The 18,858-nt window shown below is 62.3% G+C and carries 18 protein-coding genes and 2 pseudogenes; 11 read left to right on the plus strand and 9 right to left on the minus strand.

What is annotated here, in order from left to right; all coding sequences use genetic code 11:
- The 5 genes from AC1DYF_RS35425 to AC1DYF_RS35445 all read left to right on the plus strand — a co-directional run.
- The coding region (locus AC1DYF_RS35425; protein ID WP_477882947.1) for a carbohydrate ABC transporter permease at nucleotides 1-405 on the plus strand (405 nt) is incomplete at its 5' end.
- Between the two features lie 20 nt (nucleotides 406-425).
- Nucleotides 426-1,427 (plus strand): ABC transporter ATP-binding protein, encoded by a 1,002-nt coding sequence (locus AC1DYF_RS35430; protein ID WP_477882949.1) that lies wholly within the window; start codon nucleotides 426-428, stop codon nucleotides 1,425-1,427.
- Nucleotides 1,428-1,564: 137 nt separating this feature from the next.
- The gene (locus tag AC1DYF_RS35435) at nucleotides 1,565-3,049 is read left to right on the plus strand and encodes a mannitol dehydrogenase family protein (protein ID WP_477882951.1); all 1,485 of its coding nucleotides are present in this window, start codon (nucleotides 1,565-1,567) and stop codon (nucleotides 3,047-3,049) included.
- Between the two features lie 73 nt (nucleotides 3,050-3,122).
- Nucleotides 3,123-3,800: an HAD family hydrolase gene (locus AC1DYF_RS35440; RefSeq protein WP_477882953.1), complete on the plus strand. Its 678-nt coding sequence runs from the start codon at nucleotides 3,123-3,125 to the stop codon at nucleotides 3,798-3,800.
- A gap of 9 nt (nucleotides 3,801-3,809) precedes the next feature.
- The gene (locus tag AC1DYF_RS35445) at nucleotides 3,810-5,378 is read left to right on the plus strand and encodes an FGGY-family carbohydrate kinase (protein WP_477882955.1); all 1,569 of its coding nucleotides are present in this window, start codon (nucleotides 3,810-3,812) and stop codon (nucleotides 5,376-5,378) included.
- Nucleotides 5,379-5,611: 233 nt separating this feature from the next.
- On the opposite strand, the gene AC1DYF_RS35450 is transcribed toward AC1DYF_RS35445, so the two are convergent.
- Nucleotides 5,612-6,424, minus strand: a complete 813-nt coding sequence (locus AC1DYF_RS35450) for a tetratricopeptide repeat protein (RefSeq protein WP_477882956.1) — start codon at nucleotides 6,422-6,424, stop codon at nucleotides 5,612-5,614.
- A 139-nt stretch (nucleotides 6,425-6,563) separates the two neighbouring features.
- On the opposite strand from AC1DYF_RS35450, the gene AC1DYF_RS35455 reads away from it, so the two are divergent.
- The 6 genes from AC1DYF_RS35455 to AC1DYF_RS35480 all read left to right on the plus strand — a co-directional run bounded on the left by AC1DYF_RS35455 (nucleotide 6,564) and on the right by AC1DYF_RS35480 (nucleotide 11,320).
- Nucleotides 6,564-7,952, plus strand: coding sequence for a leucyl aminopeptidase family protein (locus AC1DYF_RS35455; RefSeq protein WP_477882958.1), 1,389 nt, complete (start codon nucleotides 6,564-6,566; stop codon nucleotides 7,950-7,952).
- 105 nt (nucleotides 7,953-8,057) lie between these two features.
- Nucleotides 8,058-8,405, plus strand: a complete 348-nt coding sequence (locus tag AC1DYF_RS35460) for a MarR family winged helix-turn-helix transcriptional regulator (protein WP_477882960.1) — start codon at nucleotides 8,058-8,060, stop codon at nucleotides 8,403-8,405.
- 10 nt (nucleotides 8,406-8,415) lie between these two features.
- A complete protein-coding gene (locus AC1DYF_RS35465) occupies nucleotides 8,416-9,261 on the plus strand; it encodes a C40 family peptidase (protein ID WP_477882962.1) in 846 nt (281 codons plus the stop codon).
- Nucleotides 9,262-9,425: 164 nt separating this feature from the next.
- The gene (locus tag AC1DYF_RS35470; RefSeq protein WP_477882964.1) at nucleotides 9,426-10,358 is read left to right on the plus strand and encodes a VOC family protein; all 933 of its coding nucleotides are present in this window, start codon (nucleotides 9,426-9,428) and stop codon (nucleotides 10,356-10,358) included.
- A gap of 19 nt (nucleotides 10,359-10,377) precedes the next feature.
- Nucleotides 10,378-10,980 (plus strand): alpha/beta hydrolase, encoded by a 603-nt coding sequence (locus AC1DYF_RS35475; protein WP_477883002.1) that lies wholly within the window; start codon nucleotides 10,378-10,380, stop codon nucleotides 10,978-10,980.
- Between the two features lie 79 nt (nucleotides 10,981-11,059).
- A complete protein-coding gene (locus tag AC1DYF_RS35480) occupies nucleotides 11,060-11,320 on the plus strand; it encodes a hypothetical protein (RefSeq protein WP_477882966.1) in 261 nt (86 codons plus the stop codon).
- Between the two features lie 300 nt (nucleotides 11,321-11,620).
- On the opposite strand, the pseudogene AC1DYF_RS35485 reads toward AC1DYF_RS35480, so the two are convergent.
- From AC1DYF_RS35485 to AC1DYF_RS35520, 8 genes and pseudogenes are all read right to left on the minus strand, one after another.
- Nucleotides 11,621-11,922, minus strand: a pseudogene (locus AC1DYF_RS35485) (GIY-YIG nuclease family protein).
- Between the two features lie 290 nt (nucleotides 11,923-12,212).
- Nucleotides 12,213-12,962 (minus strand): SDR family oxidoreductase, encoded by a 750-nt coding sequence (locus tag AC1DYF_RS35490; RefSeq protein ID WP_477882968.1) that lies wholly within the window; start codon nucleotides 12,960-12,962, stop codon nucleotides 12,213-12,215.
- Nucleotides 12,963-13,034: 72 nt separating this feature from the next.
- Nucleotides 13,035-13,442 carry a methylmalonyl-CoA epimerase gene (gene mce / locus AC1DYF_RS35495; protein WP_477883004.1) on the minus strand — a complete coding sequence of 136 codons (408 nt, stop codon included), beginning with the start codon at nucleotides 13,440-13,442 and terminating at the stop codon, nucleotides 13,035-13,037.
- 1 nt (nucleotide 13,443) lies between these two features.
- Entirely contained in the window at nucleotides 13,444-15,582 is a 2,139-nt protein-coding gene (gene scpA, locus AC1DYF_RS35500; protein ID WP_477882969.1) for a methylmalonyl-CoA mutase, read from the minus strand.
- A gap of 100 nt (nucleotides 15,583-15,682) precedes the next feature.
- A complete protein-coding gene (locus AC1DYF_RS35505) occupies nucleotides 15,683-16,198 on the minus strand; it encodes a hypothetical protein (protein ID WP_477882970.1) in 516 nt (171 codons plus the stop codon).
- Nucleotides 16,198-16,746 carry a biotin/lipoyl-containing protein gene (locus AC1DYF_RS35510; protein ID WP_477883006.1) on the minus strand — a complete coding sequence of 183 codons (549 nt, stop codon included), beginning with the start codon at nucleotides 16,744-16,746 and terminating at the stop codon, nucleotides 16,198-16,200. The genes AC1DYF_RS35505 and AC1DYF_RS35510 overlap by 1 nt, the downstream gene beginning before the upstream one ends.
- Nucleotides 16,731-18,201 (minus strand): annotated as a pseudogene (locus AC1DYF_RS35515) (acetyl-CoA carboxylase biotin carboxylase subunit); the annotation flags it as partial. The pseudogene AC1DYF_RS35515 and the gene AC1DYF_RS35510, both read right to left, overlap by 16 nt.
- Nucleotides 18,198-18,782 (minus strand): HXXEE domain-containing protein, encoded by a 585-nt coding sequence (locus AC1DYF_RS35520; RefSeq protein WP_477882972.1) that lies wholly within the window; start codon nucleotides 18,780-18,782, stop codon nucleotides 18,198-18,200. The pseudogene AC1DYF_RS35515 and the gene AC1DYF_RS35520, both read right to left, overlap by 4 nt.
- Nucleotides 18,783-18,858 lie beyond the last annotated feature (76 nt).

The raw sequence follows: 18,858 nt of genomic DNA on the forward strand, positions 1-18,858 counted from the left end.
CTCTGCGTCATGCTGATGCTGATCAACCTGCCGATCGTCGTCTGGATGCTCTACACCTATTTCCGCGAAATCCCGGGCGAGATTCTTGAAGCGGCGCGGATGGATGGCGCCACGCTCTGGGGCGAGATTGTCTATGTGCTCACCCCGATGGCGGTGCCCGGCATTGCGTCGACCATGCTGCTCAACATCATCCTGGCCTGGAACGAATCTTTCTGGACGATCCAGCTGACGACCACCAATGCCGCGCCGCTGACCGCCTTCATCGCCTCGTTCTCCAGTCCGCAGGGTCTGTTCTGGGCAAAGCTTTCGGCAGCCTCGACCTTGGCCATCGCGCCGATCCTGATCATGGGCTGGTTCTCGCAGAAGCAGCTGGTGCGCGGGCTGACATTCGGCGCGGTCAAATAACAATCCGGGAGGGAACGAAAATGGGAACGATCCAGCTTAAGAAAGTCAACAAGTCCTTCGGCAACACCGCCGTCATCCCGGGCATCGACCTGACGATCAACGAGGGCGAGTTCGTGGTCTTCGTCGGTCCGTCCGGCTGCGGCAAGTCCACGCTGCTGCGCCTGATCGCCGGCCTCGAGGACACCACATCCGGCACGATCGAGATCGATGGCCGCGACATGACCAGCGAAGCGCCGGCCAAGCGCCGGCTCGCCATGGTCTTCCAGTCCTATGCGCTCTACCCGCATATGAGCGTCAGGAAGAACATCGCCTTCCCGCTGAAGATGGCGAAGATGCCGCAGGAGCAGATCGACAAGAAGGTCAATGAAGCCGCCCGTGTCCTCAATCTCAGCAATTACCTCGAGCGGCGGCCGGGGCAGCTCTCGGGCGGTCAACGCCAGCGTGTCGCGATCGGCCGCGCGATCGTCCGTGAGCCCTCCGCCTTCCTGTTCGACGAACCTTTGTCGAATCTCGACGCGGCCTTGCGCGGCACGATGCGGCTGGAGATCAGCGAACTGCATCATCAGCTTGGCACGACAATGATCTACGTCACCCACGACCAGGTGGAAGCCATGACCATGGCCGACAAGATCGTCGTGCTCAATGCCGGCCGCATCGAACAGGTCGGCTCGCCGATGGAACTCTACCACACGCCAAACAACGTCTTCGTCGCCGGCTTCATCGGCTCGCCCAGGATGAACCTGGTGACCGGCGCCGAGGCGCAGGCGCTCAACGCCACGACGATCGGCACGCGGCCCGAACACGTGGGCATCTCCAAGACCGAAGGCAAATGGAAGGGCAAGGCCGGTGTCGCCGAACATCTCGGCGCCGACACATTCGTGCACGTGCATACGGAAAAGGTGGGCACGATCACGGTGCGTGCGCCGGGTGATTTCGATATCCATTTCGACGAGACCGTCTATTTGACGCCGGATGCGACCAGACTTCATCGTTTCGACGCCAACGGTCTGGCGATCCGCTGACCAAGATTGCCGGCCTTCCGGAGGCGGGTACGGTTTTGTCGCCTGCCTCCAGCGACGCTTGACACATCGCTGCCGGTCGCATTGATCCGGCAGTGGCACGGATGGACGGGTTCGTCCCCAGACATAGGAATGAAGCCATGACTATATCCCTGTCGCTCGCTAATCTCAGCACCATATCCGCCCATGCGGCGGTACCGAACTACCAGCGGAGTGATATCAAGCCCGGCATCGTGCATTTCGGCATCGGCAATTTCCACCGCGCCCATCAGGCGGTCTATCTCGACGACCTCTTCAATCTCGGAGAGGATCGCGACTGGGGCCTGATCGGCGCGGGCGTCACCACCTATGACAGCGCCATGCGCGACAAACTCAGGGCCCAGGACTACCTGACCACGGTGGTCGAGCAGGATGTCGGCAAGTCCGAAGCCCGCGTCACAGGCGCGATGATCGACTTCCTCGATCCGGCGGATCGCGGCGCCATGGTCGAAAAGCTCGCCCATCCGTCCACCCGCATCGTCTCGATGACCATCACCGAGGGCGGCTATTTCATCAATCCGGCCACCGGCACCTTCGATCCGAACCATCCGGCGATCGCCGCCGACGGCCAGAATCCGGCCGATCCGAAGACTGTCTTCGGCATCATCCTCGCCGGCCTGAAGCTTCGCCGCCAACGCGGTCTGGTGCCCTTCACCGTCATGTCCTGCGACAATATCCCCGGCAACGGTCACGTCACCGAACATGCCGTCGCCGGCCTGGCGAAACTGTCGGACGGTGAATTCGCCGACTGGATCGCCGCCAACGTCACCTTTCCGAATTCCATGGTCGATCGTATTACTCCGGCTACGACCGCGCGCGAGATCAACCATTGCAAGGACACCTTCGATATCGACGACGCCTGGCCGGTCTATTGCGAAGAATTCAAGCAATGGGTAATGGAAGACAAATTCACCGCCGGCCGCCCGGCGCTGGAAAAAGTCGGCGTCACTTTCGTCCAGGATGTCGCGCCCTATGAACTGATGAAGATCCGCATCCTCAATGGCGGCCATGCGACCATCGCCTATCCCGGGGAATTGCTCGACATCCACTTCGTCCACGAGACGATGGAGGAGCCGCTGATCCGCAATTTCCTCGCCAAGCTGGAAAAGACCGAGATCATTCCCTGCATACCGCCGGTGCCCGACACCAATCTCGACGACTATTTCAAGCTGATCGAGCACCGTTTCGCCAATCCGAAGATCGGCGACACCGTGGCGCGCCTTGCCCAGGACGGCTCCAACCGCCAGCCGAAATTCATCCTGCCCTCGACCGCCGACCGGCTGCGCAAGGGCCAGGATGTGCGCGGCCTGGCGCTGGTCTCCGCTCTCTGGTGCCGCTATTTCGAGGGCACGTCGGACAGCGGCCGCACCATCGTCTTCAACGACGCCAATGCCGACCGGCTGCAGGCGGCGGCATTGAAGTCGAAACAAAATCCGCTTGCCTTCCTTGAACTCGAAGACATCTTCGGCGATGTTGGCAAGGCGGCGGTTTTCCAGCAGCGGTTTTCGCAAGCGCTCGGCTCTCTCCGGGAGAGAGGGACGCGTGCAACCCTGTCCGCCTATCTGGATGGTGGCTTAGGGGTGTGAAATGTTCAGGTCCGGCAATGGTTCGATCGACGCGAGCGCATTGCCGGATGTCTGGGGGCGGGTGGTCTGAGCCATGCCGAACCCCCTTTCCCAACTGGTGATCTTCGATTGCGACGGTGTCCTGGTCGACAGCGAGCCGATCTCGTTTGCCGTTTTGCGCGACACGCTGGTCAGCGCCGGCGTCGAGCTCTCCGAAAGCCGCGCCTATCGGCAGTTCCTCGGCAAGAGCATGGCGTCGATCACCCGCATGATCGCCGACGAATTCCGCATTGCGCTCTCCGAAGATCATATCGAGGCGATGCGGACCCAGCTCTATGCCCGCTTCCAGGCCGAGCTGCAGCCGATCCCCGGCGTTGCCGGCATGCTCGGCGGCTTCATGCTGCCGCATTGCGTCGCCTCGTCGAGCCAGATGGAGCGTATCCGCCTGTCGCTGACCAAGACCGGCCTGATCGGCTTTTTCGAGCCCAATATCTTCAGCGCCAGCATGGTCGAGCGCGGCAAGCCGGAGCCCGATCTTTTCCTGCACGCCGCCCGCAGCATGGGCTTTGCGCCGGAGGCCTGCATCGTTATCGAGGATAGCCCGGCAGGCATCCAGGCCGCGCATGCGGCGGGAATGCAGGTCTTTGCCTTCACCGGCGGCTCGCATGCGGCGCTCTCCAATCTGCATGAGGTGGTTGAGGGGTTGAAGCCGACGCTGATTTTTGATGATATGCGGTCCTTGCCGGATTTGATCAGCACGGCAAGAGCTTAGAAGAGGCGCATGGGGGAGTTCGTCGTCGCAGTCGATGTCGGCACAGGCAGTGCCCGGGCTGGCGTGTTCGATCGAAAGGGCGCGCTCATGGCCCGCGCGGCGCGCACAATCGCGCTCAACCGCGAGGGCGCTGCGATTGCCGAACATTCCTCCGCCGATATCTGGAGCGCCGTAACCGCCTCGGTGCGCGATGCCGTCGCGCAGTCGGGGATCGATCCTGCCGAGGTCGACGCGATCGGCTTCGACGCCACCTGCTCGCTGACATTTCTCGACCGGCAAGGCAGGCCGATCAGCGTTGCGCTGAGCGGCGAACCGGGCTGGGACACCATCGCCTGGCTCGACCACCGCGCCATCCGCGAGGCCGCGCATCTGACGGAATCGGGTGCGGATAGCCTGCGCTATTGCGGCAATATCGTCTCGCCGGAAATGCAGCTGCCGAAGATCATGTCCGCCAGGGACATGCTCGCACCTGACAGATGGCAGGCCGTCGGAATGATCCTCGATCTCGCCGATTTCCTCACCTTCCGTGCCACCGGCAGCTTGTCACGCTCGGCGTCCACCCTGATCGCCAAATGGCACTATCTCGGTCATGCGGAGCCCGGTTGGGATGGCGAATTGCTTCGCGCAGGCAGGCTTGAGGACTTGCGCGAGAAAGCCGGCATCAACGGCGCTCCGATACCCCCGGGCAGTCCCATCACTTCCCTTTCCGCGGAAGCCGCCGACGCCTTTGGTTTGCCGCGCAGCACAAAGGTGGCTGCCGGCATGATCGATGCCTATGCCGGCACGCTGGCGCAGACCGGTGCGGACCCTGATGCGGCCGACCATGCCAGCCTGATCGGCGGCACCTCGACCTGCGTCATGCGCCTTTCCAGCGAGCCGCATTTCCTGCATGCCTTTTGGGGCCCCTATTTCGGCGCTGCACTCCCAGGCTACTGGATTTCGGAAGGCGGGCAATCGGCCGCCGGCGCCCTGCTCGACCATATCCTGCGCATCCATCTCGGCCGGTCGCCTGTCGCGGCGGACCACGAACAGGTGCTGGCGCATATTTCCGCCGAACTGGCATCCCGCGGCCACGATTTCGGCCATAGGATTCATGTTCTGCCGGATTTCCACGGCAACCGCACGCCGTTCGGCGAGGCATCCATGCTCGGCAGCATCCACGGCCTGTCGCTCGACGCGTCTTTCGATGGCCTGTCGGCACTGTATTATCGCACCATGGTGGCGCTCGTGCTCGGCATGCGCCAGACCATCGAACGAATGGCGGCGGCTGACCCGATCAAGCGGCTCTATTTCGGCGGCGGCCATGCGAAGAACCCGCTTTTCGCCCATCTCTACGCCGACATCACCGGCCGCGACGTGATCGTCTCCGCTGGTGAGGAGGCGATGCTTTTGGGAACGGCGATGACGGCCGCCAGCGCGGCCGGGTGGCATGGATCATTGGCTGAAGCCTGCCGGGCGATGCAGCGGCGGAGCGAGACGGTCTATCACCCGAATCCGGCTAACCACCACGCTTTCGAACGAGATTATCGCATCTTTCTCAGGATGCAGGAGCAGCGGCAGGAATTGGCGGGATTGTAGGAGGCCGAACCCCCCTCTGCCCTGCCGGGCATCTCCCCCTCAAGGGGGGAGATTGGCAAGAGGCGCCCTTCTTGCCTCAAATGAACGTTGACCACTGGGAAAACCAGACGGAAGAGATAGAGGCGACGACGGTGCCCCATCCAATCTCCCCCCTTGAGGGGGAGATGCCCGGCAGGGCAGAGGGGGGTATTTCTTGCGCCGACCAAATGTAAGTAATAAGGCGAATCGCCCACCTACCCCTGCTTCTTTTTCCCATCCTGGTTCGACAGTTTCTGCCAGGAATCGTTCTGCGCCAGCATGGCCTTGAGGTAGGCTACATTCGCCTCGGCCTGCTGTTGCGTCAGCTCCTGGCGGGCGATGTTCTCGGCGTCCTGGAAGCGGCCCTGCAGGCCGACGACGAGGGCGAGGTTCTGGCGCACGCGGCTGTCGGCCCCCGGCTGGTTGATCGCCGAGCGCAGATAGGTCTCTGCCGTTTTCAGGTCGTTGGTCAGCACATAGGACATGCCGAGATTGGAAAGCACCGAAGGCTCGTTCGGCTGGAGATCGAGCGCATCGCGATAGGCGGCGCGCGCCTCTTCGGCGCGGCCCATCTGGTCGAGGATCGCACCGGCGGCCGATTTCAGCCGCCAGTCCGGCCGGTCGGGCGTCTGCGCCCGGTTGATCGCGTCGAGCGCCTGGTCGAGCTGGCCGGCGCCCGCGAGCGCCTTGCCGTAAGCGGCCAGCACGGTGCGGTCGTTCGGATAGGCGATCGCCACCTGGCGCATGACGGCCAGAGCCTGGTCGTTCTTGCCGGTCATCCGGAGCAGCGTCGCATAGTTGAGGCCGGCGTCTCGATCCCTGGGATGTTTGGAGTAGTCATCGCCGACCGAGCGGGTCGCCGAGGCGAGCTCGGCCTGGTTCATCTGGTCGATCGGCTTGTTGAGATGCGGGATGGAGCCGGTCGTTTCGCGGCTCGTCGTCGAGCAGGCGCCGAGTGCCAAGAGCGGGATGAGTGCCGCAATCGCGAGGCTCCCGCGCATCCGGGCAAAAGGTTTTTGAAGAGCCATGCCGCCATCTCCCGCATCAACCGGCCGGCAGCGGCCCGATCAGCCGAGTTGCGCAACCCTCGCTCCAGCAATAATCTGTTAACCCTAACAGAGCGTTAACGCGACGATTCTCCCGCCAGAATTTGCCGACAGGATTCCCATGGCCCCTTATCAGTATATCGACCGTCCGAGCCCCTTCAACAGCAACGGGGGAAAGACGCTGCCGATCTTTGCCGTGACGCCGGCGCAGCTCGACACCGGCATTGTCGATCCCTTGGCGCTCGATTGGGCGAAGAAAGCCGGCTATAGGGGCGAAACCGGCACGCTGCTGCTCATTCCTTCGGGGGATGGCCATCTCGGCGGTGCCCTTTTCGGCCTCGGCAAGAATCCGTCGGACACGCCCTACATCACCGGCAGGCTGGCGCGCCTGCTGCCGGCCGGCGAGTGGCATGTCGAGACCGCGCCGCTGACGGCAAACCGGTTGGCGCTGGGCTATGGCCTCGGCAGCTACCGCTTCGACCGCTATAGATCCGAGACCAGCGAGGCACCGACGCTGATGATCCCGGCCGATGCCGATGCGAGCCGCATCAAGCGGCTGGTCGCCGGCGTCTTCCTGGCCCGCGACCTCGTCAACATGCCTACCAACGACATGGGTCCGGATGCGCTCGAAGCCGCCTTCCGCGCGCTGGGCACGCATTACAAGGCCGATGTCAGCGCCGTCCGCGGCGAGCAGCTTCTCAAGGAGAATTTCCCGCTCATCCATGCCGTCGGTCGTGCTTCCGACCAGGCGCCGCGGCTGCTCAAGCTCAAATGGGGCAAGAAAGGCCATCGCAAGGTAACGCTGGTCGGCAAGGGCGTCTGCTTCGACACCGGCGGGCTCGACATCAAGCCGTCGTCGTCCATGCTGCTGATGAAGAAGGACATGGGTGGTGCTGCCAATGTCATGGGCCTGGCGCTGATGATCATGGATGCCAAGCTCAAGATCGACCTCACTGTGCTGGTGCCGGTGGTGGAAAATTCGATCTCCGGCAATGCCTTCCGCCCGGGCGACATCTATAAGAGCCGGGCCGGCCTCACCGTCCAGATCGACAATACCGATGCCGAGGGCCGGTTGATCCTCGCAGACGCGCTGGCGCTGGCCGACGAGGAGGAACCAGAGCTCCTGATCGACATGGCGACCCTGACCGGTGCTGCCCGCGTGGCGCTCGGCCCCGACGTGCCGCCCTTTTTCACCGACGACGAGGACCTGGCGCATACCCTCATGGAGGCCAGCCTCGAGGTCGACGACCCGCTGTGGCGGCTGCCGCTGTGGAAAGGCTATGAAAAGGATGTCAGCGCCAAGATCGCCGATCTCACCAACGCCCCGGCCGGCGGCATGGCAGGCGCGATCACCGCAGCCCTGTTCCTCAAGCGCTTCGTCAAGAAGACCAAGAGCTGGGCGCATTTCGACATCTTTGCCTGGACCCCGAACGAGCGCCCGCATTCGCCCGTCGGCGGCGAAGCGCAGGCGATCCGCGCTATCTTCGAAACGCTGGACAAGAAAAGTTAACCCGCATTCCGGCTGCGGTTAACCCTTGCCGAGACCGGCGCTTGCGCAGCCGCGGCATTTGACGGAAAATGGAACGGTCGCGAAACGATTGACCGGAGATGACCGTTGCCCGTCGAACTGTCCGCCTCCCAGGCGCTCGGCCTCTGGCATGACGTCATGCTCCAACAGGTCAAGAGCGGTGAGGGCGATCTCACCGTGCGGCAGTTTGCCATTCTGCTGCATATCTATCTCATGCCGCCGCCGCACACGGTGCGCGGGCTGGCTGCGACGCTTAACGTCACCAAACCGGTGATCACAAGGGCGCTCGACACGATGGGTGCCATGGGAATTGTCGATCGGGCGCGCGACAACCTTGACCGGCGCAACGTTATCATCAAAAGAACATTGGCAGGTGCGCTCTATCTGGAAAAGTTCGGCGATCTCATCATCGACAAGGGGCGTCATCCGAGCTGAGGGAAATGCCATGGATCTCGACCATCGCGTGAATGCCTATCGCTCCGACATTGCGGAAGCCGGGCTCAAGGGCCAGGTGGAGGCGGCACGTTTCGTCGAGGGCACGCCGATGCGTGTCGTGGCGATGAAAACGTCGCTCAGGGCACGGCCGGAGCGGCTTGCCGCCAACGAGACCGAGTTCATCCACGGCGAAGAGATCGTCGTGCTGGACCGGATCGACGGCTGGGTGTGGGGCAAATCCGTGCTCGACGGCTATGTCGGCTATGTCGAAGAAGCCCATCTCGGGCAAGATCTCACCCCGATCACTCACTGGGTCGTGGCACCGCGCACTTTTCTCTATCCCGAGCCTGATATGAAGACGCCGGCGGTCATGTCGCTTTCCATGGGCAGCCGGCTTGCGGTCATCGGGGAGGCGGAAACGCGCGGCACCCGCTACCTGCTGACCAAGGCAGGCGCGCTGATTGCCGCCCATATGGCCGAGATCGGCGTCCCGGCCTTGACCGATCATGTCTCGATCGCCGCCCGCCTGATCGAAACACCCTATCTCTGGGGCGGCCGCACCAGTTTCGGCCTCGATTGCTCCGGGCTGGTGCAGTTCTCGATGATGATGTCCGGTCGCCAGGTGCTACGCGATGCCGATATGCAGGAGCGCACGATCGGCACGATCGTCGACGGCGGCAATCTGCAGCGCGGCGACCTGGTGTTCTGGAAGGGCCATGTCGGCATCATGGAAGATCGCACGACGATGATCCACGCCAACGGCTATTCGATGACCGTCTGGCGCGAGCGTCTGCCGGCGGCCATCCAGCGCATCGGATCGATGTATGGCAAGCCGCGGCTCTATCGCCGGCCCTGATCAATCGTCACCAATTTTATATACGGCGATCAATTTTTCGTTCGATATTTGGAAACAATCCGTGCTCGTTGGGCGGGATAGCCTGATGGTGTCGGCGAGCGCATATAAAGCGTCGACAAGAGGCCCTGCACAACAACTCGATGGGCCGCGAAAGGATTGAAGCCATGCTCAACCAGATCAAGGGACTGCATCACGTCACCTCCATGGCCGCGGATGCGCGCACCAACAATCACTTCTTCACCAAGGTGCTGGGCCTGCGCCGCGTCAAGAAGACGGTCAATTTCGATGCGCCGGATGTCTATCATCTCTATTACGGCGACGAAATCGGCACGCCGGGCACGGTGATGACCTATTTCCCCTTCCCCGATATCGGCGCCGGCCGCCCCGGCACCGGCGAGGTCGGAACGACCGTGTTCTCCGCACCCCAGGGTGCCCTCAGCTACTGGAAGGAACGCCTGACCCAGAACGGCGCCACCGGCCTCAAGCAGGAGGAAAGCTTTGGCGAGAAGCGCCTGAACTTCGCCGGCCCCGACGGCGACGGTTTCGCGCTCGTTGAAGTCAGGGATGATGCCCGCGACCCCTGGACCGAGAACGGTGTCGATGCGGATCACGCGATCCGGGGCTTCCATTCGGTCGCCATGCGGCTGCGCGACGAAGGCGCGACCAGGGAATTGCTGAAATTCATGGGCTACGAACAGCTCGATCACAAGGACGACACCACCCGCCTGATCATCCCCGGCGGCAACGGCGCCGGCCTGATCGACCTCGAAACCATGCCGAACATCAATCGCGGCATGCAGGGCGCGGGCTCGGTGCATCACGTCGCCTTCGCGGTCGATAACCGCGAAAAACAGCTCGAAGTCCGCAAGGCGCTGATCGACACGGGCTATAACGTCACGCCGGTCATCGACCGGGACTATTTCTGGGCGATCTATTTCCGCACCCCCGGCGGCGTGCTGTTCGAGGTGGCGACCAATGAACCCGGCTTCGACCGCGACGAGGACACCGCCCATCTCGGCGAGGGCCTGATGCTGCCGCAGCAGCACAGGCACCTGCGTCCGATCCTGGCCGAACACCTGCAGAAGCTGGAGGATTGAGATGGCCGTGATCGAATGCATGGAAAAACATGGCTATGTGCACCGGCTGAAACCCGGTGCCGAGGGCAAGCCGGTGTTCTTCGTCTTCCACGGCACCGGCGGCGACGAGAACCAGTTCTATGAGTTCGCCGCCGGCCTGATGCCGGAGGCGACGATCGTCTCGCCGCGCGGCGACGTCTCCGAATACGGCGCTGCCCGCTTCTTCAAGCGCACCGGCGAGGGTGTCTACGACATGGCCGACCTCGCCCGCGCCACGGAGAAAATGGCCGGCTTCATCAAGGCGATGAAGGAGGCGAAGCAGGCCTCCGAAGTCGTCGGCCTCGGCTATTCGAACGGCGCCAATATTCTGGCAAACGTGCTGTTCGAACATCCGGAACTGGTGGACCGCGCCATCCTGATGCACCCGCTGATCCCGTTCACGCCCGGCCCGCAGCCGGGCCTGAAAGGAAAGAAGGTGCTGATCACTGCCGGCCAGCGCGACCCGATCTGCCCCGCGCCGATGACGCAGTCATTGGCGGACTATCTTGGCCGGCAGGGTGCCGATGTGAAGGTCGAGTGGCATGCCGGCGGCCACGACGTCCGGTCGAATGAGGTCGACGCGATCGGGGCGTTTCTGAAATAGACGCTGGCTTTTGCAAGCCCCGGCAAGGGGCTTGCGCGCTCTCCATCCTTGCCACTATTGTCCCGGCAAGGGGGAGCGCATGACAGACATAAACCGGAACACCAAAGGTCCATCGACCTGGCGCCTCGTGCTCGCGGCGGTCCTGGATTTCCTAACCGCATTTGTCGTCTTTGGTTATCTCGTCGCACGATTGACCGGCGGATTGACGGATACAGGCTTCAACCTCACGGGTTGGCCGGCAGCACTCGCCTTCCTCCTGATCATCGCCTATTTCATCATCTTCAACAAATTCCTCGGTGGAACGATCTGGCGCTGGATTCTCGGCGCGCGCCGGCGCTGAAAATTGCTGCCCATTTCTGGAGTATGATCGCGCCTTAACCAAGTCTCATGGCGCCGCTGGCGCAGTCGACGCCGCTTACGAGTGACGTGCCTGCGATGGACCCTTCGAGGCTTTTCCGGCTGCCCGAAAAAGCGCCTCAGGGTGAGGGGAGTGTGGGGCGCCCGCAGTGCGACAAGCGCCCTTGCAGCAAGGGGGGATTGGGGCTACGGCGGCGCCACACCCACCGCCCTCACCCTGAGGTGCCCCATGACGCGAAGCGGAATGGGGCCTCGAAGGGTCCTTCCCAAGCGCCACTTTGATTTAATCAACCGGCTTGTTCGCCGGCCCGCGCCGCGACAACGCTGGCAGGCTTCGTAATTCAGCGCAATCAATGCTTCTTTCTTACGTCTCGACCAGCCCTTGATTTCCCGTTCTCGCTCGATCGCATCGATAATGCGGTCATAGGTCTCGGTAAACACGAGTTCAACCGGCCGGCGTTTGGCGGTGTAGCCATCGTAGATCCCCTGATTGTGTTCCCAGACGCGAGCCTCGATCTCCTGCTTGGTTAAGCCTGTGTAGTAGGACTTGTCGCTGCAGCGAAGAATGTAGACGGTGACTTCCATGGTTGCTCCCCTCCATGCTGAGGATTGCATTACCCTTACTACAGTGCAACCGTTCTCAGCTTTTTTGGGGGGCCCTTCGAGGCCCCATTCCGCTTCGCGTCATGGGGCACCTCAGGGTGAGGGCGGTGGGTGGGGCGCTCGCAGTGCCACGAGCACTGTCGCAGCAAGAGCAGATTGAGGCACCGGTGGCGCCAAAATCTCTGCCCTCACCCTGAGGTGCCTCATGACGCGAAGCTGAATGAGGCCTCGAAGGGTCCGTCACCAAGGCCTGCGGTACCTGACGCGATCCATCACAGCGTAATACCGCCGTCGAGGATGAAGTCGGCTCCCGTCGCATAGCTCGACTCATCGCTCGCCAGGTAGACCGCAAGCGCTGCCGCCTCCTCCGGCTGGGCCAGCCGGCCGAGCGGCTGGCGGGCGACGAAGGTCCGCATCACGTCGCTCTCTTCCCCGAGGCTGCGCGCCCGCTCATGCAATGATGGCGAATCCACCGTGCCGGGGCAGATGGTGTTGGCGCGAATGCCCTGCGCCATGTAGTCGAACGCGATCGACTTGGTCAGGCCTATGACGGCGGCCTTCGACGATGAATAGGCGGCGCGGTTGATCACGCCCTTGAGATTGGAAGCAACCGAGGCGACATTGATGATGTTGCCGCCGCCATTGGCGAGGAAATGCGGCACGAAAGCCCTGGCCAGCACGAACATGCCGGTGACGTTGATATCGAAGGAGCGCTGCCAGTCTTCGATTGTCGTGTCGGTCAGCTTGCCCTGATGCACCCAGCCGGCGCAGTTGAAAAGCACGTTGACGTCGGTGTGGCTGTCGGCGGCGCGGATCAGCGCCGCATGATCGAGTACGTCGAGCACGAAACATTCATGACCCCCTGAGATGGCGTCCAGCTCGGGCGTCAACGTCTCGATGGCTTTGGCGTCACGATCCGTGGCGATGACGCGGGCGCCTTCCCGGGCGAAAGCCAGCGCCGTCGCCCGGCCGATGCCGGCCCCCGCTGCCGTCAGAAATGCAATCTTGTTTTTCAGCCTCATCCGATGCTCCTCCATGCCGTCAGGACGTTAGCCGAAGCTGCCTATCCGTCAAGCGATGCAGGTCTGCACCGATCACTTCACTTCTTCCAACTCGATCAGCGTGCCGAAGAAGTCCTTCGGATGCAGGAAAAGCACCGGATTGCCATGCGCACCGATTTTCGGATTGCCATCGCCCAGCACGCGCGCGCCAGCCGCCTTGAGATGGTCGCGGGCGGCAAGGATGTCCGTCACCTCGTAGCAGATATGGTGCATGCCGCCGTCCGGATTCTTCGCCAGGAACGAGGCGATCGGCGAGGCGTCGCCCAGAGGTTCGAGAAGCTCGACCTTGGTATTGCCGAACTGAACGAACACGACGGTGACGCCGTGCTCCGGCAGCTTTTGCGGTGCCGAGACCTGGGCCATCAGGCTGTCACGGTAGCGCGCGACGGCGGTGTCCAGGTTCGGCACGGCAAGCGCGATATGATTGACGCGGGTCAGCATGTCACTCATTCCTGAGCCGTCCTTCCGCAAGGTCCAGCACGGCGCGGGCCGCATCGACGACATTCGTGCCCGGCCCGAACACCGCCGACACGCCATGCTCCTGCAGGAACTGATAATCCTTGCGTGGAATGACGCCACCGGCGACGACGATGATTTTTGCGCCGCCTTTGGCCTTCAATTGCTCGACCAGTTCCGGCATCAACGTCTTGTGGCCGGCGGCGAGCGAGGAGACGCCGATGACATCGACCTTCTCGCTTATGGCAAGCTCCGCCGCCTCGTCAGGGGTCTGGAACAGCGGGCCGGCGACGATGTCGAAGCCGATGTCGCCGAAGGCCGAGGCAATCACCTTGGCGCCCCGATCATGTCCATCTTGGCCAAGCTTGGCGACGAGCATTTTCGGCTTCTTGCCGGTTTCGGCGATGTGGCGCGCCACGCGATCGGCGATGATTTCATAGTCCGGATCACTTTCGCTCATCGGCCCATAAATGTCGGAGACGACTTCCGGCACCGCGGAATAGTTGCCGAACGCCTCGCGCATCGCATCGGAAATCTCGCCGACGCTGGCGCGCGCCCGCGCCGCCTCGATCGCGGCGGCGAGCAAATTGCCCTCGCCAGTGCGGGCCACGGTCTTCAGCGCATCGATCGCCGCACCCCATTTCTGGCGATCGCGAAGCTGGCGGGTCTTCTCCAACCGGCGGATCTGCGCCTCGCGCACCGCCTTGTTGTCGATGTCGAGCGTCTCGATCACAGCCTCTTCCGGCAGGCGGTATTTGTTGACGCCGACAATAACTTCGTCGCCGCGGTCGACGGCTGCCTGCCGCTGCGTCGCGGCCTGCTCGATCATCCGCTTCGGCAGGCCGGTGTCGATCGCCTTGGTCATGCCGCCCAGTGCCTCGACCTCCTCGATCAGCGCCCAGGCCTTTTCCGCCAGATCTGCCGTCAGGCTCTCGACATAATAAGACCCGGCCAGCGGATCGACCACTTTGGTGACGCCCGTCTCATGCTGCAGGATCAATTGCGTGTTGCGGGCGATGCGGGCCGAGGTTTCGGTCGGCAGTGCGATCGCCTCATCGAAGGAATTGGTATGCAGCGATTGCGTGCCGCCCAAAGCTGCCGACAGTGCCTCATAGGCCGTGCGGATGATGTTGTTATAGGGGTCCTGCTCCTGCAACGACACGCCGGAAGTCTGGCAATGCGTGCGCAGCATCGACGACGACGGTTTTTTCGGATTGAACTCTGCCATGATCCGCGACCACAGCAGCCGTGCTGCGCGCAGCTTGGCCGCCTCCATGAAGAAATTCATGCCGATGGCGAAGAAGAACGACAGCCGCCCGGCAAAATCATCGACATCGAGGCCCTTGGCAAGCGCCGCACGCACATATTCGCGGCCATCGGCAAGCGTGAAGGCCAGTTCCTGCACCAGCGTCGCGCCGGCCTCCTGCATGTGATAGCCGGAGATCGAGATCGAATTGAACTTCGGCATCTCTTTCGCCGTGAATTCGATAATGTCGGCGACGATCCGCATCGAGGCCTCGGGCGGATAGATATAGGTGTTGCGGACCATGAACTCCTTGAGGATGTCGTTCTGGATCGTACCGGAGAGCTTTTCCCGCGCCACCCCCTGCTCCTCGCCGGCGACGATGAAATTAGCGAGGATGGGGATCACCGCACCATTCATGGTCATCGACACCGACATGTCCTCGAGCGGAATCCTGTCGAACAGGATCTTCATGTCCTCGACCGAATCGATCGCCACCCCCGCCTTGCCGACATCGCCGGTGACCCGCGGATGGTCTGAATCATAGCCGCGATGGGTGGCAAGGTCGAAGGCGACGGAAAGACCCTTTTGCCCGGCGGCGAGCGCCTTGCGGTAGAAGGCGTTGGATTCTTCCGCCGTCGAGAAACCAGCATATTGCCGGATCGTCCAGGGCCGGCCGGCATACATGGTGGCGCGGGGGCCGCGGGTGAAGGGAGAAAAACCGGGGAGGGAGCCGAGATGCGGCAGGTTTTCTGTGTCGGCCTCGGTGTAGAGTGGCTTGACGACGATGCCTTCGGGGGTGTGCCACGTCACTGAATCGGAGGCGGCGCCAAGTTCCTTGGCGGCGAGCTTTTGCCAGTCGGAGAGGTTCTTTTCGGTCATTGAATGGTCTCCAAAAGGAAAACAGAAATGTGATGATCAGAACCAGGGACACCGCTCATCCCTTCGACGGAATTTAGCGAACAGACCAGACGTAAGACTGTCATTCCTGTTCTAACGCGACGAAAGACAAGTCATGCTCCTCGTCGTGCCGAAATCCTGTCAATCGTTTGAAAAGCGCGATTGGCACCTCGAAGGCATAGTTGATCTCGTAGCTGCGGATCACTTTGGAGTCGGCCCGAAGGCCGTCAACGACTTCCTGGTAGAAGTCCGGCGGGTTGCCCTCTGACACCAGGTGATCGGCACCTTCATCAGAGACGTGAGCGACTGACCAAAGGGCTTTGCCATTCTCAAGCCGCATGATTCCCGACACCATGACAGTCTCGTTTACCAAGAGCACAAGCAATTCGCCGCGCTTCGACGCTTCAAGCAAGGTTGGATAGGCAAAGTGAAGTGAATCGTCGTTTATCCAGATGATGTATCTCTCACCATCTGACGCACCACTCGCCTGCGTTTCGTTCCACGAATCAGATTGGTCGCCAGCTTTTAAGCGAAGACCGTGCAAAACCGGATCGGCCGCGGCGAGCGGTGTCGCCAACAGCGTGATGCGATAGCCCATTATTCAAACTCCATAATCACTTCATCCACCGCCAGACTCTGCCCAGCCTCGACTTTCACCGATTTTACCACCGCCCTGCGCTCTGCCTTCAGTAGATTCTCCATCTTCATCGCCTCGACCGTCGCCAGCGATTGTCCTGCCTCGACCTGATCACCCGCCCTGACCAGCACCTGCGTGATCACCCCAGGCATCGGGCAAAGCAACTGCTTCGACGTATCCGCCGCCTGCTTCACCGGCATGAATTGCGCGAGCTCGAACAGGCGCGGTGTCATCACCCGATAGACCGCATCCACGCCACGCCAGCGCAGCCGCCAGCCGGTCGAGGCCTTGGTGATCTTGACGTCATGCTGCTCGCTGCCGATGGTGAAACGGCCGAGTGGTGCGCCCGGCTTCCAGTCCGAACTGACGCAGAGCGATGTGCCATCCTCGAAATCGACCCGCAGGCTGCCAACTTCGTCGGCAGTCGACAGTGACCAGGTGTCCTTGCCGGCCATAATCACGAACCGCTGGCCGAGCCGGCGCGTATGGTTGGCTAAGGTGCCGGAGATACGGGTCTTGCGCGTCTCGTCGGCGTGTTCGGCAAACATCGCCACGGCGGCGAGCAGCCGCGACTGCGCGGTATCAGGCTCGACGCCGTGAAAACCGTCCGGCCATTCCTCGGCGATGAATTTGGTGGTGATATTGCCGGACTGGAAGCGCGGATGCGTCATCACGGCGGAGAGGAAAGGCAGGTTGTGGCCGATGCCTTCGACTTCGAACGCGTCGAGTGCGTCAGCCATGGCCGCGATCGATTCCGCCCGCGTCGGCGCCCAGACGCAGAGTTTGGCGATCATCGGATCGTAATACATCGAGATCTCGCCGCCTTCATAGACGCCGGTGTCGTTGCGCACGATGCTGCCGTCTGGTTGCCGGCCTTCTGCCGGCGGCCGGTAGCGTGTCAGTCGGCCGATCGAGGGCAGGAAGCTGCGATAGGGGTCTTCGGCATAGAGCCGGCTTTCCATCGCCCAGCCGTTAAGCTTGACGTCGGCCTGTGTCAGGCGAAGCCGTTCGCCCTGGGCGACGCGGATCATCTCCTCGACCAGGTCGATGCCGGTGATCAGTTCGGTCACCGGATGCTCGACCTGCAGCCGCGTGTTCATTTCGAGGAAATAGAAATTCCTGTTGCCGTCGACGATGAATTCCACCGTTCCGGCCGAATGGTAACCGACCGCCTTGGCCAGCAGCACCGCCTGTTCGCCCATCGCCTTGCGCGTCGCCGCGTCGAGGAAAGAAGAAGGCGCCTCCTCGATGACTTTCTGGTTGCGGCGCTGGATCGAGCATTCGCGCTCGCCGAGATAGAGCGTGTTGCCATGCTTGTCGCCCAGCACCTGGATTTCGATATGCCGCGGCTGGTCGACGAATTTCTCGATGAAAATGCGGTCGTCGCCGAAGGCGCTCTTTGCTTCGTTCTTCGACGACTGAAAACCTTCGCGCGCTTCGGCCTCGTTCCAGGCAATCCGCATGCCCTTGCCGCCGCCACCGGCCGAGGCCTTGATCATCACGGGGTAGCCGATCTGGTTGGAAATCTTCACCGCTTGATCGGCATCGGCGATCAGGCCCATATAGCCGGGAACGGTCGAAACACCGGCTTCGGCGGCGATCTTCTTCGAGGTGATCTTGTCGCCCATCGCCTCGATCGCGCCGACCGGCGGGCCGATGAAGGTCACGCCTTCCTTTTCCAATCGTTCGGCAAAGGCGCGGTTCTCCGACAGGAAGCCATAGCCGGGATGAACGGCATCGGCGCCGGTCTGCCGGATCGCCTCGACGATCCTGTCGATCACCAGATAGGATTGGGCCGACGCCGCCGGGCCAATATGCACCGCCTCGTCGGCCTGCTTGACATGCATGGCCTCGCGGTCGGCATCGGAATAGACCGCGACGGTGGCGATGCCAAGCTTCCTGGCGGTGCGGATGACGCGGCAGGCGATTTCACCGCGATTGGCAATGAGGATTTTCTTGATCATCGAGCAGGCATTTCCCGGGCGGCACGCGCGCGATTGCTGAACACATAAGCCATGATGGCGACATGGATGAGAATGGCCAGGCCGAGGCCCAGCAGATGATAGGCCCAGCCGACGCCGGGCACATTGGAGACTTCTGCCAGCGACCAGATGCCGAGCGGCAGGAAGAAAAGCACACCGGTGACCAGGCCGGGATTGTAGATGCGCATCCTGGCGCTCGGCACGATATGCACGATGCCGTTGACCAGCGTCAGATAGATGCCGATCAGCCCGAAGCCGACATTGTATCTGGCCGCCAGCCAGATCGAAACGGCGTTGACACCCCAGACGCCCGGAACATTGATGAGGAAGATCACGGATTGCGGCAGCACCATCCGGCCGCCGCCGATGCGGTCATTGACGAACCTGCCGAACCGGCCGTCGTCGTGCTCCTCGTATTGATGCAGCATGTAGACGGGCAATTGCAGGAAGACGGCGATCATCGGCCAGGACCAGCCGCGCAGCAGCAGCGGGGAGAGCGCGAGGATCAGGAGGCCCGCGAGGAAGCCGCCATAGACCCAGTTGGTGTAGAGGCGGTCAAGCATGCTGATAAACCATGTTTCCCGTCGAAGCCGCGAAACCTGTCGAGCGGAGGTCACGACAGATGATCTTTTGGCGCGG

This window comes from Rhizobium sp. P2_G9, from assembly GCF_056403475.1.